The following is a 16035-nucleotide window of genomic DNA, read 5'->3' as shown; positions in this document are numbered from 1 at the left end:
AGGTCTCGGGGCTGCTCTCCAGCAGCATGCGGAAGCCCATGCGTTGCAGCGGCTGGTCGTCCACGATCAGCACGGTGGTCACGCCTCGCCGCCTTCCTCCGGAAGCCCGCTTCCGCCGTCGAGCTTAGGGCCCGCCGGATGCCCCTCCGGCAACGGCAGGGAGGCGGTGACCGACCAGCCGCCCCCGGGACGCGGCCCGGCGGCGACCGTGCCGCCGGCGAGCGCGGCGCGCTCGCGCAGGCCGATCAGGCCGTGGCCGGCGCCCGCGCCCGGGGCGGGGGCTCGGCCCTCCCCGCCGCCGGAGTCGTCGACGCGGACGCGGACCTCCCCGGCGCGGGCGTCCGCCGCCACCGAGACGCGGACGTCGGTGCCCGGACCGGCGTGCTTGAGGCTGTTGGTCAGCGCCTCCTGGACGATCCGGTAGACGGCCAGCTGCAGACTCGGCGGCAGCGCGGAGGTGTGGCCTGAGGCGGTGTAGGTGACGGTCGGCCCGGCCGCGCGCAGCCGCTCGCACAGTGTGCCCAGCTCGGCCGTCCCGGGTTGGGGGTGCAGTTCCGCCGCGCGAGCCCCGCCGACGGGGGGTCCGGAGGCGGCGACCGGCGCCGCGTCGGGGTCCGGGACCTCCGCGCGCAGCGCGCCGAGGGTGCGCCGCAGCTCGCCCAGCGACTCGCGGCCGGTCTCGGCGATGATCCGCAGCACCTCCGGGCCGCGCTCGGGCCGCAGCGCGGCCTGCGCCGCGCCGCCGTCGGCGAGGCCGATGATGACGGCGAGGCTGTGGCCGACGATGTCGTGCAGCTCGCGCGAGACGCGGGCCCGTTCGTCGGCCGCCGCGAGGCGCTCGCGCTGCTCGCGCTCGACCTCCAGGGTCGCGGCGCGGTCGGCCAGTGCCGCCAGCTGGCCCTGCCGGATCCGGCCCGCGAGGCCGAGGGCCGCGGCGGCGGTCGCGGCGCAGGCGACGAAGAAGAGGCCGGTCCAGGGCCGCCGGTCGAGCGGATCGACCCGCCAGGCCAGCACCGCGATACAGGGCAGCACCGCGGCCGCGACCCAGGGCCACCGCCTGGGCGGCGAGTACCGGGCCACGCCGTAGAGGGCGATCATCAAACTGATGTCGCTGTGCAGCGCGAAGCCGAGCGCCCACTGCAGCGCGCAGACGCCGAGCACCACCCAGAAGACGGTCAGCGGCGCACGCCGCCGCCATCCGAGCGCCGCCGCCTGGGCGACGGCGGTCAGCGTGCTCACCCACAGCGGGACGGAGTTCACCCCGAAGAGGGTGTGGTGCTCGGCGTCGCGGACGAGATCGGCGAGCCCGACGAGCAGCACGAACGCGGCGATGAACGAATCCAGCACCTGGGGGTGGGCCCGGTCGGCCGCGCGCACGCGGATCCAGCCGCGGGCGACGGGGTGTCCGGCCAGGTGCTCCCAGAGGGGATCGGTGCCATGCGTCGTGCTGCTCATCGGGATGGTCGCCAAGCGGTCGCTGCTAGCTGTCGGAACGCAGCAAACGGTACGCCGCGCCGGCCAGCGCGACCACGACCCACGCGCACAGGACCGCGAGGCCCGCGCCGGGGCTCAGCGTGCCCGACTCCTGGTGCAGGGCGATGATCGACCCGCCCGCGCCGCCCTCCAGACCCGGGAGGTAGGGGGAGACGTCCGGCTTCCAGCTGCTGGGCAGGATGTCCAGGAAGACCGGAAGCAGCATCAGCAGGACGACCAGCAGCGAGATGCCGCCGGCCACCGAGCGCACCAGCATGCCGAGCGCCGCGCCGAGCACCGCGATCAGCGCCAGGTACAGACCGGCCCCGAACAGGCAGCGCAGCACCCCGGAGGAGGAGAGCGTCAGCGCGATCGCCTTGCCGTGCAGGAACGGCTCGCCACCCAGGAAGGACAGGAAGGCCCCGGCCGTGGCGACCACGATGACCACGCCGAAGTAGACGAGCACCTTCGCGGCCAGCACCGGGAGGCGCTTCGGCACCGCGGCCAGCGTCGAGCGGATCAGCCCGGTGGTGTACTCGCCGGCCGTGGCCAGCACCCCGAGCACGCCGAGGGCCAGCTGCGCCAGCTCGGTGCTGCGCAGCGCGATGGTCACGGCGTCGTGCGCGTCGGCGCTCGGGCCGCGCATCGCCGTCGGGTCGTAGCGGTAGGCGCCCATGATGCCGATGCCGACCAGCAGCAGCCCGGCGACGGCCAGGGTGATCCAGGTCGAGCGGAGCGAGAGGAACTTCGCCCACTCGCTGCGCACCACGCGCCCGAAGGTCACCTTGTAGTCGGGCCGCTTCGCCGGAACGGCGTCGCTCCCGGTCGTCGCGGTCAGCGTCGCGCTCATGCGGCCACGCTCCCTTCCGGCGCACCGGTCTGCGATGCGCTGCCGGCGTTGCTGCGGTACTCGACGGTGTCCCCGGTCAGCGTCATGAACGCCTCCTCGAGGGAGACCGCCTGCGGCGACAGCTCGAAGACGGCGATGCCGGCGTCGGCGGCCGTCTGGCCGATCTGCCGCGCGCTCAGGCCGGAGACGGTCAGCGTCTCGGAGCCCGCCTCGCCGGTCACGGTGACGTCCGGGCCGAGCAGCAGCTCGCGCAGGCGCGCGGAGTCGGCGGAGACGACCTTGACGCTGTCGCCGCCCGCCTGCTCGATGAAGGACGCGACGGTGGTGTCGGCCATCAGCCGGCCACGGCCGATGATCACCAGGTTGGTCGCGGTCAGCGCCATCTCGCTCATCAGGTGCGAGGAGACGAAGACGGTGCGGCCCTGCTCGGCGAGGTTCGTCAGGAGCGTGCGGATCCACAGCACGCCCTCCGGGTCGAGGCCGTTGACCGGCTCGTCCAGCATGATCGTCTGCGGGTCGCCGAGCAGCGCGGCGGCGATGCCGAGCCGCTGGCCCATGCCGAGAGAGAAGGCGCCGGCGCGCTTCTTGGCCACCTTGCCGAGGCCGGTCAGCTCGATCACCTCGTCCACCCGACGGCGCGGGATGCCGTGGGTGAGCGCGAGCGCGAGCAGGTGGTTGTAGGCGGAGCGCCCCGGGTGGATGGAACGGGCCTCCAGCAGCGCGCCGACCTCCTGGAGGGGCGCGGCGTGCTGGGCGTAGCGCTTGCCGTTCACGGTGACGCTGCCGCTGGTGGGCGCGTCCAGTCCGAGGATCATGCGCATGGTGGTGGACTTCCCGGCCCCGTTGGGGCCGAGGAAGCCGGTGACCACACCGGGCTTGACGGTGAAGTGCAGGTCGTCGACGGCGGTCTTGTCGCCGTAGCGCTTGACCAGATGCTGGATTTCGATCACACCACCACGCTAGGAGCGCGCGCGGGCTCCACCCCCGGCACACGGGGACCGTTCCGAGCCCCGCGGTGGTACCGCGGTACCACCGGCACCTAGTCCGCGAGAGGTAGCTGCACCCCTGGAGGTGCGACTACCTGCGGGAACGCACCCTCACAGCAGTTCCTCCAGGTAGTTCGGCCGGTCGATCGGCAGCGTCCCCTCGGGGCGGTAGCGGAGCGTGCTCGCCTCCCAGGAGAAGTAGCCGCGCATCCAGTCGCCCATGCCGTCGACGTAGCGCAGCACCGCCGCACCCTCCTCGCTGGTGCAGCCGAGGCCCAGGGCCGTGCCGGGGATCTGCTCGGCGAGGGCGAAGAACTCGTCCACCATCCCCTGGGCCTCGTCGCGGACCAGCGCGAACGCGCCCTCGCGGCTGACGCCGCGGTCCCGCTGGGTGATCACGGCGAGGTTGTAGACGTCGCCGCGCGGGGCCTCCTTGGCGTAGGAGTAGACGTCGTTGTTGACCGCCGGTGCGTCACCGGCGAGTTGGCGCATCAGCGTCAGCTGCGGGTTGTGGTAGGCGGACGCCGGCACCTCGCCGAGGATGCGTTCGACCAGGTCGAGGACGGTGTCGACGCCGGACGCGCCGCGGCGCAGCACGAGGTAGGCCGCGCGGCTGGGGCGGGAGTCGGGCAGGGCGCGGCCGAGGGCCTCGCTGGGGTGGGCCATGAAGTAGCCCTCCCAGTGGAACGCGGCGCGGGCGCGCCAGCGTGCGGACATGCCCTGGCTGCCGCGCCGCCACAGGTCGGCGAAGGCCGATTCGACGGGGGAGGGGTTCTCGGGTGCGCGGCCGGTGTGCAGGGTGGTGATCAGCGGCGCGCAGATCCGCGCCACCTCCGCGGGGCGGGCGCCGCGTTCGCCGTCGAACTGGTCGTCGAAGAGGAAGTAGAAGGCGCACTGGTCGACGGCGAGGCACAGGTCGGCCAGGTCCGCCTCCGGGAAGCTGGTCGCGGCCAACTCCGGGATGGACCAGCGGTCGTAGAGCCGCTGTGCGCGTTCCTCGCGCAGCATTCCGTGGGCTCTGAGCCATTGGCGGTTGTGTCGTGCGGCGGCGTCCAGCAGCGGGTTGCGCCGGACCGGGCCAGGGATGCGGATGACGTCCCTGACGTCCTCGGTGGTGTGCGTGCGGTCCTGCTGCACCTGCTCCTGACCGTGCATCAGCTCGTGCATCAGCTCGTCCTCCTCTGCCCCTGATGTGACGGCTTGGTGGTCCCCCCGAACGAACCGATTACGACGGTAGCTGAACCGATCACTCCTGTTGAGCTATCGATCGGTCATATGCTCAATTATCTACCAGAGTTGGCGGAACTGGTCTGTCTTGAGCATTGCGAAAGGATCCTCCGATGCGCCAGCGCGCCGCCTCCGCGCTGGTTAACCTCGAAGCCGGGGTGGCCCTTGCGAGGCCGGCCCGGCGGGTCAAGAGAACGGGCAGGAGCGGAGCGAGCCGTGGACGAGCGTCAACTCTACGAGCGCGAGGAACCGATCGGCCTGGGCGCACGCGCCCTCGCCCGGCTGAGGGCGGACGTCGCCGCGGGTGACACCAGTCCCGGCGGGCTGCTGCTCTACCGGGGCGCGGCCGGGTTCGGCAAGACGAGTCTGCTGGGGCGCCTGCGGGCGGCCGCCAACGCCGACCGCGACTCCCAGATACTGCTCTACGCACGGGCCACCGAGCAGCAGCAGGGCGCGCCGTTCCATGTGGCCCGCAACCTGCTGCAACCCGCCCTCGCCAAGATGCACGAGGCGGACCGCAGGGAGATGTTCGGCGGGTGGTACGACATCGCCGCGCCCGCCCTCGGTCTCACGCCCGCCGGTGCGGGCGGCCCGGCCGACCCGACCGGTGTGCAGGAGGCGCTCAGCTGGGTCATGACCCAACTCGCGGTACGGCAAGGTCCCCTGCTCGTGGTGGTCGACGACCTGCACTGGGCGGACCCGGAATCGAGCCAGTGGCTCGCGGGCTACATCGGCCAGATTCAGCACTTGCCGATGCTGGTCTCCTTGGCGTATCGGAGCGACGAACTCGACTCGGCCCTGGACGATCTCCTGCTGCGCGAGGTGCGCGAACTCGGGACGCGCGGCCACAGCGTGGAGTTGCAGAAGCTCTCCCCGAACGCGGTCGAGGCGATGGTCCGCACCCGCCTCGGCGAGGACGCGGACGACGTGTTCTGCCGCACCTGCTGGTCCATCACCAACGGCAACCCCTTCTTCGTCACCAGCCTCATCGAGCGCTGAGCGAACAGGGCGTCCCGCCGGTGGAGGAGAGCCAGGACCAACTGCGCGCGCTCGCCGCGCTCAGCGGCGCCCGCGACATCGGCCGACGCCTCGAACGGCTCGGCACCGACGTGCAGCGCACCGCCTTCGCCGCCGCGGTGCTGGACATCGCGTTCGACCTGGAGCTGATCTCCCGGGTGGCGGGCCTGCCGTTCAACCAGGCGCAGACGGCCGTCGACAAACTGGTCGGCGACCAGATGCTGACCCGCTCCGGGCACGAGTTCCAGTTCTCGCACCCCACCGTGGCCAGCGCCGTCTACCAGTCGATCACCTTCCCGGCGATGCGCACGAGCATCCACAGCAAGGCGGCCGACGAGGTGATCGCCTCGGGCAAGGGCGGCATGGCCGCGGCCTCCCGCCACCTGATCGAGCTCTACCCGGACGACAACCCCACCGTCGTGCACCAGCTGCGGCAGGCCGCCCACGAGCACCTCGCGATGGGCGCCCCGGACGCCGCCAAGCGCTGCCTGGAGCGCGCGCTGCGTGAGCCCCCGGCCGAGGAGGAGATGGCGGAGGTCCGCTACGAGCTGGGCTGCGCCGTCATGCTGCGCGACCCGGACCTGACCGTCCGCCAGCTCCAGATGGCGCTCGACGAGGTGCCCGGCCTGGAGCCGGAGCACCGGCTGAACGCCGTGCTGCGGCTCGGCCAGGCGCTCACCCACAGCAACCGCGTCACCGAGGCCGTCGAGCTGACCCGCGACGAGGTGGCCCGGATGGCGGACGGCCCCGCCAAGACCAGGCTCCAGGCCGCCTCCTTCATGTGGCGGCTGCTGCGCCGCAACGACCCGGACGGCCGGCAGACCTCGCGCCAGCTGGAGCTGCTGGTGCGGCAGCAGCAGGGCCGCACCGATCCGGAGGCGCGCTCCGTCCAGGTGCTGCGCGCCTGGGACCTCACCCTGCGCGGCGAGAGCTCGTCCGATGCGCTGGCCCTGGCCGACCTCGGCACGGACAACGGCCGCCCGGCGGAGGGTCTCGGCTGGACCAACCAGGTGCTCGGTTTCGAGATCCCGGTCATGCTCGGCGTCGCCTACCTCTACAACGACCGCCTCGACCGCGCCCGCAGTCTCTTCCTGGACGCCGCCTACGAGTTCGAGATGATGGGCTGGAGCGGCGGCCACCTGGGCTTCGCCAACTTCTTCCAGGCCCTGGTGATGTTCCGGCAGGGCAAGCTGGAGGACGCGGCGAAGGCGCTGCGGCCCACTCTGCTGCGCAAGGCGAAGGGCCTCGGCCCCGGCAACCCGCTGCTGTGGGACGTGGTCGCGGTGCTGTGCGACATCATGCTCGCCCAGGGGCAGGTCGACGAGGCCGCCAAGCTCGCCGAGGAGTACGGCATCCGCCCCGGCCAGTACCCGCCCGCCGCCGTGCTGCCGGACGCGCCCGCCCTGATGGGTCGGCTGCTGCTGGCGCAGGGCCGCCGGGACGAGGCGGTGGCCGAGCTGCAGCGGCACGGCCGTGAGCTGGACGAACGCGGCTGGGAGAACACCGTCTGGTCGCCGTGGATGAGCACGCTCGCCCTGGCGCTGGCGGACACCGACCCCGAGCGGGCGCGGAGGCTGGCCGCGGACGCCTACGGCCGCGCCCTGCGGGCCGGTACGAACTCCGCCGAGGGCATGGCCCTGCACGCCTGGGCCAAGGTCGCCGAGCCCGCGAGGGAGCTGGAGCTGCTGCAGCGGGCCGTCACCGCGCTCGGCCAGTCGCCGATCGCCTTCGAGCACGCCTCGGCCCTGGTCGACTACGGCGCGGCGCTGCGTCGGGACGGCCGGCTGCGGGAGGCGGTGGCCGCCCTGGAGCAGGGCCTGGACATCGCCCGCGACTGCGGCGCGACCAACCTGGCCGACCGTGCCCGCCGGGAGCTGAAGGCCTCCGGCGTCAGCCCCCACCGCCTGCGTCCGCTGCCGTCGCGCGACCTCACCGCGCTGCAGCTGCGGGCCGCCCAGCTGACGGTGCGGGGCAAGGACCGCAGCGAGGTGGCGGAGTCGCTCTCGGTCAGCCCCGCCCGCGTCGCCGAGCTCCTCGCCGCGGTCTACCGCACGCTGGGAACGGACGCGAAGGGCCTGGCGGAGACGTTGCAGGACGACCCCGGGGTGGATTCGGAATAGGTTGGACGGTGTCGCCGTTGTGAGCACAGGCCGAGAACCGGCCGGAAAGGCGGAACCACGACATGGCCACCATTGAACTGACCAAGGACAACTTCAACGAAATCGTCGACAAGAACGACTTCGTCCTGATCGACTTCTGGGCGTCCTGGTGCGGTCCGTGCCGGCAGTTCGCGCCCGTCTACGACAAGGCCTCCGAGGAGAACCCGGACCTGGTCTTCGCCAAGGTCGACACGGAGGCGCAGCAGGAGCTGGCCGCCGCGTTCGACATCCGGTCGATCCCGACCCTGATGGTCATCCGCGACCGGACGGTCATCTTCGCCCAGCCGGGCGCGCTGCCGGCCCCGGCCCTGGCCGAGGTGATCACGCAGTCGCGTGCCGTGGACATGGACGACGTCCGCGCCAAGGTGGCCGAGCAGCAGGCCAAGCAGTCCGAGGCCTGAGCCTCTCGTGCTACCGGCCGCGCGCGGCGAAGCTGCGCTGCGGCCGGTACTCCACGAGCGTGAGCGCGAGCTCCACGTGCCGGTCGACGAGCGAGCCGAGAGTCAGCGGACCGTCGGGGCGGTACCACTGGGCGACGGCGTTGCACATGGCGATGACGCCGCGCCTGGCCTCGTCGGGGTAGGGGGTGTGGAACTCCCCGGAGGCGATCCCGGCCTCGATCGGGTCGCGGAACAGGTTGGTGGCCTCGGCCTGACGCCTGCCGTACCGCTCGAGGCGCTCCGCCTCCAGGCTGCGTTCCTCCAGCAGCAGGATGTTGCTGCGTGCCGCGTGCTCCGCGCGGAACCGCGTGGTCGCGGCGACGACGGCGCCGAGTCGCTCGGCGGGCGCGGCGTCGTGGCCGCCGACGGCGTCGAGCTCTGCCGCGACCGAGGCGAAGTACCGGTCCATGCCCTCGTCGAGCAGGGCGTGCAGCAGTTCCTGCTTGCCCGAGTAGTAGTGGTACATCGCGGAGAGACTCATCCCGGCCCGCGCGGCGATGTTCCGGATCGAGGCGCTGCCGAAGCCCCGCTCGGCGAACTCCTGCCGGGCGGCTTCGAGCAACGCGGTCTGACCGGCAGGGCGCATACGAGCCTGTCCTTACGACGTACGACGTGACTGAGCGATCGTTCGGGGATTCTATCCAGCTTCCGGGGCGCGAGCCCACTGGACAACGGCTTTGTTCGCCTCTAACTTAACGATCGTTCGTGAAGGTTGGAGGAGGCAACTGATGACGAGCACGGTGACGCCGACGGCGACGGATCCGGCCGAGGTCTACCGCGACGGACTGGCTCACGGGGAGCTGCGCTACCAGCGCTGCGCCTGGTGTTCCACGCGGTTCAGCAGCGTCAGCCTCCTCTGCGCCACCTGTGGCGGCGCGGACTTCGTCTGGGAGCGCAGCAGCGGGCGCGGGCGCATCCACGCCCTGCCGGGTCCGCTCGGCCCCGGAGACCGGCAGGAGCGCACCGCCGTCGTCGAGCTGGACGAGGGCTTCCGGGTGCTGGCCAAGCTCGCGCCGACCGCCGCCCACCGCATCTGGCGCGGCGCGCCGGTGCGGCTGGAGGTCGCCGAGACGGATGACGGCTCGCTGCGCCCGGTCTTCCGTCCGATCGCGGCCTGAGCAGCGGGAACCCCCCGATCGAACCCGCATTCCCCGACCTTCGGCTGATTGAACGGGCCTCTGCGATCTGTCAGTCTCGGCAGGCCGAACGTGTTCCGCAGCAGCCTGTGCACCATCGGCCTGTGAATCAGCCTGTGACGGATCGAGGGATCGTCATGTCCACACGCCGTGCCTCCGCCCGTGCCTCCTCCCGCGCCTTCTCCTCCCGCGCCTTGTCCTCTCGCGGCGCCGCCTCGCTCGTGGCGGCCACCTCCCTGGCTGCCGTCGGACTGGCGGTCGCGGCCGCCGGGCCGGCCTTCGCCAAGTCCTCCATCGCGCTCCAGGCCGGCGCGCGCAGCGTCACTCCGGGGGAGCGGATCGCGCTGAGCGCCCGCGGCTCCTCCGACGACTTCGGCGGCCACCCCGTGCGCCTCTGTCTGGACGAGCGCGTGGGCCACGGGCCCTGGCGCGCCGTCGACTGCGGTCGGGAGGGGGTGCTGCGGGTGACCGTCCGTGCCGCCCACCCGGGGATGCTGGCCTTCCGCGCCCAGTTGGTCGGCCGGGACGCGCACGGCCGCATGGTCGTGGACCGCACCTCCGAGGTCGTCACGGTGCGCGTGCGCTGACCGAAGGGGAGGCCCTGTTCTTCTCCGCCTGAGGCGCTAGTAAGGTATGCCTAAGCTAACCACCGAGGGGTGGTCGGCGCGTGCTGCCATACGTGTGCGTCCGGGCGAACGGCCCCGGGGAAGGGGCCAAGGATGTGGAACGACGCGTTCCCCAGCTTCCTGATCGGTCTGCGGGAGGGGCTGGAGGCGGGACTGATCGTCTCCATCCTCGTCGCGACCCTTGTCCGCGGTGAGGAGAGAGGCCGGCTGCCGCAGGTCTGGACGGGTGTCCTGGCCGCCGTCGGGCTCTCCCTCAGCTTCGGCGCGATCCTGACCTTCACCTCGGCGAACCTCTCGACCAAGGCCCAGGAGGCCTTCGGCGGCTGCCTCAGCGTCGTCGCGGTCGCGTTCGTCACGGCGATGGTGTTCTGGATGCGCCGGAACGCCCGGAACCTCTCCGGCGAGATCAAGGAGAAGGTGACCGCGGCCCTGGCCCTGGGGTCGGGGATGCTGATCCTCACCAGCTTCCTGGCCGTCGGCCGCGAGGGGCTGGAGACGGCGCTGTTCATCTGGACCACCGCGCAGACCGCCGGCGAGTCCACCGGCCCGCTGATCGGCGCGGCCGTCGGCCTGGTGCTGGCGACCGGCCTGTGCTGGGGCCTGTACCGACGGGTGCTCAGGATCAACCTGACCCGGTTCTTCACCTGGACCGGCGTCGGCCTGATCGTCATCGCGGCGGGCGTCCTCGCCTACGGCCTGCGCGACCTCCAGGAGGGCGGCGTCCTGCCGGGCGGCACCGCCTTCGCCGTGGACCTCAGCGGCAGCGTCGACCAGAACTCCTGGTACGCGACCCTCGTCCAGGGCGTCCTCAACCTCACCACGCAGATGACCTGGCTCCAGGTCGTCGCCTACGTGCTCTACCTGGGCACCGTGATGACGCTCTTCGTCCGCGGCCTGCGCGCCCCGAAGCCCGTCGCCCCCAAGCCGGTCGCCGAGCAGCCGGTCCCCCCGAAGCCGGTCGCTGAGCAGCCCGTCGCCGAGCAGCCCGCGCCGACGACCGAGGCCGACGGACCGGTCCGCAACCGCCGCTGGGTCGTGCCGGTGGCCGTCGTCGCCGTCCCGGCGGTCGTCGCCGGCGTGGTCATCGCCTCCTCCGACGGCAAGCAGGCCGCGGCCGCGACCGTCTCCGTCTCGCCGACCGAGTGCGGCAAGGGCTTCACCGCCCCGCAGCCCGGACAGCAGACGTTCCAGATGCACAACACCGGCCCGCAGACCTCCGAGGTCTACCTGGTGAACCCGGCCACCAACGCCGTCTACGGCGAGATCGAGGGCCTGGCCCCCGGCACCACCCGGGCGCTGGTCGCCACCATCGGCTCCGGCCAGTACGCCTGGCGCTGCGTGCCGACCGGCGGAAAGGCCGTCACCTCCGCGGCCGTCACCGTGTCCGGCGGCGGCTCGGTCGCGGCCGTGCTGCCCGTCTCCGAGCAGGACCTGGCCGCGCCGCTCGCCCAGTACAAGCAGTTCGTCGACGCGGGCCTCGCCACGCTGCAGACGCAGACCGCCAAGCTCGCCGCCGACCTGCACACGGGCGACCTCGCCGCCGCCAAGGCGGACTGGCTGACCGCGCACCTCCAGTACTCCTCCCTCGGTGCGGCCTACGGCACCTTCGAGGACTTCGACAAGAAGATCAACGGCCGGGCCGACGGTCTGCCGCAGGGCGTGAACGACCCCGACTTCCACGGCTTCCACCGGCTCGAGTACGGCCTGTGGCACGGGCAGTCCGCCGCGGCGCTCGCGCCGGTCGCCGACCAGCTGGCCGCCGACGTCACCGGCCTGCGCACGGCCTTCCCGAGCCAGGACTTCGACCCCTCCGACCTGCCGCTGCGCACCCACGAGATCCTGGAGAACACCCTCCAGTTCGAGCTCACCGCCGACACCGACGAGGGCAGCGGCACCAACCTGGCCACCGCGCAGGCCAACGTCGCGGGCACGCAGGAGCTGCTGTCGGTGCTGCGGCCGCTGATCGCCAAGCGCAGCCCCGACCTGCTCGGCACCGTCGACGCCGACCTCGCCCGCTTCTCCGGCCTGCTCAGGCAGACGCAGCACGCGGACGGCTCCTGGACCCCGGTGCAGCAGCTCGACCCGACGCTGCGCGCCCAGCTGAACGGCGCGCTCGGCCAGCTGCTGGAAGACCTCTCGCCCATTCCCGACCTGCTCGAGATCCGGAAGTCCGCCTGATGACCGACGTGACCGACCGCCAGCCATCCACCGGCTCCTGCCCGTTCGGCTACGGCAGCGGGGAGCGCCCGGGCGCGTCCCGCCGCAGCTTCGTCAAGACCGCGCTCGGCGCGGGCGCGGCCGGCGCCGCGATCGCCGGCGGGGCGCTCTCGCTCACCGGCGCGACGGCCACTCCGGCGGCCGCCGACCCGTCGAGCGACTTCAGCACCGGCACCGTGGCCTTCCAGGGCGAGCACCAGGCGGGCATCACCACCCCGGCCCCGGCCTTCGCCGCGTTCCTGTCGATGACCGTCATCGCCCAGGACAGGGCCGGGCTGGAGAAGCTCCTGCGCACCCTCACCGACCGGATCCGCTTCCTGACCTCCGGCGGCACCCCGCCGGACCTCGGTGTCGGCGCGCCGCCGTCCGACAACGGCATCCTCGGCCCGGTCGTCCCGGCCGACGACCTCACCGTCACCGTCGGCGTCGGCGCCTCGCTCTTCGACGACCGCTACGGCCTGGCCAAGCAGCGCCCGGCCAAGCTGTCGCCGATGCGGACCTTCCCCAACGACAACCTGAACCCGGCCGAGTGCCACGGCGACCTCAGCCTCCAGATCTGCGCCTCCCGCCAGGACACCGTGCTGCACGCGATGCGCGACATCGCCAAGCACACCCGCGGCCTGATGCAGGTCAAGTGGCGCATCGACGGCTTCCAGAACGCCCCGCGCCCCACCGGCGCGCAGCGCAACCTGCTGGGCTTCAAGGACGGCATCGCCAACCCCGACGTGACCTCCGGCCGGGAGATGGACCACCTGGTGTGGGTGCGGGCGGGCTCGGGCGAGCCCGCGTGGGCGGCGGGCGGCAGCTACCAGGTGATCCGCGTGATCCGGATGCTGGTGGAGTTCTGGGACCGGGTCTCGCTGACCGAGCAGGAGAAGATGTTCGGCCGTCGCAAGGACACCGGCGCCCCGCTGGACGGCGCGAACGAGACCGACATCCCCGACTACGCCAAGGACCCGCAGGGCAACGCGATCCCGCTCGATGCGCACATCCGGCTGGCCAACCCGCGCACCGCCAAGACGGACGACTCGCGCATCCTGCGCCGCGGCTTCAACTACGACCGCGGGATCGACGGCGTCGGCAACCTCGACATGGGCCTCGCCTTCTGCTGCTACCAGCAGGACGTCGTCCGCCAGTTCGAGGCCACCCAGACCCGGCTCATCGACGAGCCCCTGGTCGACTACATCTCGCCGACCGGCGGCGGTTACTTCTTCGCGCTGCCGGGCGTCAAGGACGCCTCCGACTGGCTCGGTCGCGGCCTGCTCTCCGCCTGAGCGGCCCGCCAGGACCGGTGCGCCCGGGAGCGGAGTGTGCGTCTCCCCTCGTGATCAGGCAAGGTAAGAGCCAGAGTACGAGGGGAGCGGTAGGTGCCCGAGGGCGTGCGGCCAGGAGAGCCCGAGCAGCCGGAGCAGCCGGAGCAGGAAACAGAGGAGCGGGCCGGGGAGCAGGCCGAGGAGGAGCTGACGGTCACCCCCGGGCTGCTCGGTCCCACCGGGCCGGTCGGCACCACGCCAGCCTCCCTGGAGGCCTCCGAGGAGCCCGAGGAGGAGGCCGACGAGGACTGGGCGCGCTTCGGCTACACCCCGACCATGGGCATCCCGGTCGAGGCCCTGCGCCGGGACCTGCGCCGCGGCGCGCCCGGCGAGGCGCCCTGGCCGGACCGGATGCGGACGCTGCTGCGCACGCCCATGTCCGAACGCCCCGCCTTCGAGCGCACCGAGTCGGAGGACCGGGCCTCGGAGGTGTCGGCGCCCAAGATCGCCCGCGTGCTCGACCTGACGCTGCGCATCGGGGAGCTGCTGCTGGCCAGCGGCGAGGCCGCCGAGGACGTCGAGGCGGCCATGCTGGGCGTCTCGCACGCCCTCGGCCTGGACCGCTGCGAGCCGCAGGTCACCTTCACGCTGATCGCGATCACCTACCAGCCCTCGCTGGTCGAGCCGCCGGTCACCTCGACCCGTGTGGTGCGGCGGCGCGGCTCCGACTACACCCGGCTCGCCTCGGTCTACCGGCTCGTCGCCGACATCACCTCCGAGCGCGTCGGCGTCGAGGAGGCCTACGGCCGGCTCGCCGAGATCCGCCGCAACCGGCACCCCTACCCGACCTGGCAGCTCTCGCTGGCCACCGGCGCGCTCGCGGGCGCGGCGACGATGCTGGTCGGCGGCAAGGCCGACGGGCAGGCCTGGCTGGTGCTGCTGTGTGCGTTCGTCGCCTCCGTCATCGGCGACCGGCTGGCCTGGCTGATCTCCACCCGCGGCCTGCCGGAGTTCTACCAGTTCGTGATCGCGGCCACCCCCGCGGCGGGCCTCGGCGTCGGCCTCACCCTGATCGGCTCCAACCTGCGCGGCTCCGTCATCATCACCGGCGGCCTGTACGCGCTGCTGCCGGGCCGTGCGCTCGTCGCGGCCGTCGCCGACGGCCTGACGGGCTTCTACATCACCGCGGCCGCCCGCCTGCTGGAGGTCCTCTACCTGGTCGTCGGCATCGTGCTGGGCGTGACGCTGGTGCTCTACATCGGCGTCAACTTCGGGGCGAGCCTGCATCCCGAGCAGACCTTCGCCCAGCAGTCCGCCCCGCTGATCCAGCTCCCGGCGGCGATGGCGCTGACGCTCTGCTTCGCCGTCCTGCTGCAGACCTCCCGTCAGGTCCTGCCGGTCGTCACGGTGATCGGCGGAGTCGGCTGGACCACCTTCGGGGTGCTGCGGCACGCCGGCATCTCCGCCATCGTCTGCACGGCGGTGGCCGCCACCGTCATCGGCCTCTTCGGCCAGCTGGCCTCCCGCTACCGCTACGCGTCCTCGCTCCCGTACGTGACGGCGGCCCTCGGCCCGCTGCTGCCCGGGTCGGTGATCTACCTCGGGCTGCTCTCCTTCACCCAGAACGAGCCGATCCAGGGCCTGCTCTCGGTCATCCGCGCGGCCGCGCTGGCGCTCGCGCTGGCCGTCGGCGTCAACCTCGGCGGCGAGCTGGCCCGCCTCTTCCTGAAGGTCCCCCAGGGCGTGGGCGGCGGCGCGAAGCAGACACGCGGCGCGGCCAAGCGCACCCGGGGCTTCTGATGCGCGGCCACTTCTGGGGCTACTACACGCACCACATCCAGGACCCCGGCAAACAGCCGCTCTTCCTGCTGCTGGTCGGGTTCATCGGGTCCTTCCTCTTCATCCGGTTCAGCGTCCGGATGATCAGGCGCGGCGTGAAGTGGTGGCCCGGCAACGTCACCCCCGGCGGGCTGCACATCCACCACGTGGTCTTCGGCGTCTTCTTCCTGCTCGCGGCGGGCTTCACGGTGTTCGCGACCGACGGGACGCACCCGTGGATCGACGCGGCCGGGCTGATCTTCGGCATCGGCTGCGGGCTGGTCCTGGACGAGTTCGCGCTGCTGCTGCACCTGGAGGACGTCTACTGGAGCGAGCAGGGCCGCAAGTCCGTCGACGCGGTGATCATCGGGATCCTCTTCGCCGGGCTGCTGCTGGTCGGCTACCTGCCGCTGGGCGTCAGTCCGGGCACGCCGGTGCGCTGGGGCGCGATCGCGATCATCTCCGTCAACGCGTTCTTCACGGTCGTGGCGCTGCTCAAGGGCAAGTTCTGGAGCGGCATGCTCGGCATCATGATCCCGGGCCTGTCCTGGATCGCCGCCGTCCGGCTCGCGCGTCCGCGCAGCCCCTGGGCCCGTTGGCGGTACACCTACCGCCCGCGCAAGTTCGCTCGCGCGAGGCGCCGGGAGGCCCGCTGGCACCGCAGGGCGGACGCCGCCCGCACGTGGTTCTTCGACCTGATCGCGGGTAAGCCCACGCCGCCGGGACAGGAGCCCTCCCGCGCCCACCTCTTCGCCGAACGCTGGGGCCACCGGGTGGCCGCCCGGCTGGAGCACGCGGCGTACGCCCCGCTGGACCAGGCCCGCGTCCACAAG

Annotated in this window: 13 protein-coding genes and 2 pseudogenes; 9 read left to right on the top strand and 6 right to left on the bottom strand. The window is 72.5% G+C overall.

What is annotated here, in order from left to right; genetic code table 11:
• The 5 genes and pseudogenes from TR50_RS49210 to TR50_RS27640 all read right to left on the bottom strand — a co-directional run.
• A pseudogene (locus TR50_RS49210) lies at positions 1 to 82 on the bottom strand (DNA-binding response regulator); the annotation flags it as partial.
• The gene (locus tag TR50_RS27655; protein ID WP_063775154.1) at positions 79 to 1455 is read right to left on the bottom strand and encodes a sensor histidine kinase; all 1377 of its coding nucleotides are present in this window, start codon (positions 1453 to 1455) and stop codon (positions 79 to 81) included. The pseudogene TR50_RS49210 and the gene TR50_RS27655, both read right to left, overlap by 4 nt.
• A 25-nt stretch (positions 1456 to 1480) precedes the next feature.
• Positions 1481 to 2323 (bottom strand): ABC transporter permease, encoded by an 843-nt coding sequence (locus TR50_RS27650; RefSeq protein WP_042427781.1) that lies wholly within the window; start codon positions 2321 to 2323, stop codon positions 1481 to 1483.
• Entirely contained in the window at positions 2320 to 3273 is a 954-nt protein-coding gene (locus tag TR50_RS27645) for an ABC transporter ATP-binding protein (protein ID WP_042427778.1), read from the bottom strand. Before TR50_RS27645 ends, TR50_RS27650 begins: the two co-directional genes overlap by 4 nt.
• A 147-nt stretch (positions 3274 to 3420) precedes the next feature.
• Positions 3421 to 4476: a terpene synthase family protein gene (locus tag TR50_RS27640; protein WP_052441396.1), complete on the bottom strand. Its 1056-nt coding sequence runs from the start codon at positions 4474 to 4476 to the stop codon at positions 3421 to 3423.
• Positions 4477 to 4752: 276 nt separating this feature from the next.
• Between TR50_RS27640 and TR50_RS43020 the strand changes: the two genes are divergently transcribed.
• The 3 genes and pseudogenes from TR50_RS43020 to trxA all read left to right on the top strand — a co-directional run.
• Positions 4753 to 5535: an AAA family ATPase gene (locus TR50_RS43020; RefSeq protein WP_052441394.1), complete on the top strand. Its 783-nt coding sequence runs from the start codon at positions 4753 to 4755 to the stop codon at positions 5533 to 5535.
• A gap of 20 nt (positions 5536 to 5555) precedes the next feature.
• Positions 5556 to 7673, top strand: a complete 2118-nt coding sequence (locus tag TR50_RS27635; RefSeq protein WP_052441392.1) for an ATP-binding protein — start codon at positions 5556 to 5558, stop codon at positions 7671 to 7673.
• Between the two features lie 53 nt (positions 7674 to 7726).
• Positions 7727 to 8113 (top strand): annotated as a pseudogene (gene trxA, locus TR50_RS27630) (thioredoxin); the annotation flags it as partial.
• Positions 8114 to 8123: 10 nt separating this feature from the next.
• Here trxA and TR50_RS27625 read toward each other — a convergent pair.
• Entirely contained in the window at positions 8124 to 8738 is a 615-nt protein-coding gene (locus TR50_RS27625; protein WP_042427769.1) for a TetR/AcrR family transcriptional regulator, read from the bottom strand.
• A 142-nt stretch (positions 8739 to 8880) separates the two neighbouring features.
• On the opposite strand from TR50_RS27625, the gene TR50_RS27620 reads away from it, so the two are divergent.
• From TR50_RS27620 to TR50_RS27595, 6 genes are all read left to right on the top strand, one after another.
• Positions 8881 to 9270 carry a Zn-ribbon domain-containing OB-fold protein gene (locus TR50_RS27620; RefSeq protein ID WP_042427765.1) on the top strand — a complete coding sequence of 130 codons (390 nt, stop codon included), beginning with the start codon at positions 8881 to 8883 and terminating at the stop codon, positions 9268 to 9270.
• Between the two features lie 155 nt (positions 9271 to 9425).
• On the top strand, positions 9426 to 9875 hold the full coding sequence (locus TR50_RS47080) for a hypothetical protein (protein WP_042427761.1): 450 nt from the start codon (positions 9426 to 9428) through the stop codon (positions 9873 to 9875).
• A 132-nt stretch (positions 9876 to 10007) separates the two neighbouring features.
• The gene (gene efeU, locus TR50_RS27610; RefSeq protein WP_042427755.1) at positions 10008 to 12092 is read left to right on the top strand and encodes an iron uptake transporter permease EfeU; all 2085 of its coding nucleotides are present in this window, start codon (positions 10008 to 10010) and stop codon (positions 12090 to 12092) included.
• Positions 12092 to 13405 carry an iron uptake transporter deferrochelatase/peroxidase subunit gene (gene efeB / locus TR50_RS27605; RefSeq protein WP_084701067.1) on the top strand — a complete coding sequence of 438 codons (1314 nt, stop codon included), beginning with the start codon at positions 12092 to 12094 and terminating at the stop codon, positions 13403 to 13405. Before efeU ends, efeB begins: the two co-directional genes overlap by 1 nt.
• A 93-nt stretch (positions 13406 to 13498) precedes the next feature.
• Entirely contained in the window at positions 13499 to 15184 is a 1686-nt protein-coding gene (locus tag TR50_RS27600; RefSeq protein ID WP_052441390.1) for a threonine/serine exporter family protein, read from the top strand.
• Positions 15184 to 16035, top strand: an 852-nt coding sequence (locus TR50_RS27595) for a hypothetical protein (RefSeq protein WP_063775153.1), incomplete at its 3' end; no start/stop codon positions are given. The genes TR50_RS27600 and TR50_RS27595, both read left to right, overlap by 1 nt.

It is taken from the genome of Streptacidiphilus anmyonensis (genome assembly GCF_000787855.1).
GTDB classification, from domain to species: domain Bacteria; phylum Actinomycetota; class Actinomycetes; order Streptomycetales; family Streptomycetaceae; genus Streptacidiphilus; species Streptacidiphilus anmyonensis.
The sequence above is the reverse complement of the archived record's forward strand: the minus strand, read 5'-3'. Positions and strand labels throughout refer to the sequence as shown.

What these genes read in the sequence shown, in the direction of transcription:
- TR50_RS47080 (WP_042427761.1), top strand. Translation starts at nt 9,426, where the DNA reads ATGTCCACACGCCGTGCCTCCGCCCGTGCCTCCTCCCGCGCCTTCTCC.
- efeB (WP_084701067.1), top strand. Translation starts at nt 12,092, where the DNA reads ATGACCGACGTGACCGACCGCCAGCCATCCACCGGCTCCTGCCCGTTC.
- TR50_RS27620 (WP_042427765.1), top strand. Translation starts at nt 8,881, where the DNA reads ATGACGAGCACGGTGACGCCGACGGCGACGGATCCGGCCGAGGTCTAC.
- TR50_RS27640 (WP_052441396.1), bottom strand. Translation starts at nt 4,476, where the DNA reads ATGCACGAGCTGATGCACGGTCAGGAGCAGGTGCAGCAGGACCGCACG.
- TR50_RS27650 (WP_042427781.1), bottom strand. Translation starts at nt 2,323, where the DNA reads ATGAGCGCGACGCTGACCGCGACGACCGGGAGCGACGCCGTTCCGGCG.
- TR50_RS27625 (WP_042427769.1), bottom strand. Translation starts at nt 8,738, where the DNA reads ATGCGCCCTGCCGGTCAGACCGCGTTGCTCGAAGCCGCCCGGCAGGAG.
- efeU (WP_042427755.1), top strand. Translation starts at nt 10,008, where the DNA reads ATGTGGAACGACGCGTTCCCCAGCTTCCTGATCGGTCTGCGGGAGGGG.
- TR50_RS27655 (WP_063775154.1), bottom strand. Translation starts at nt 1,455, where the DNA reads ATGAGCAGCACGACGCATGGCACCGATCCCCTCTGGGAGCACCTGGCC.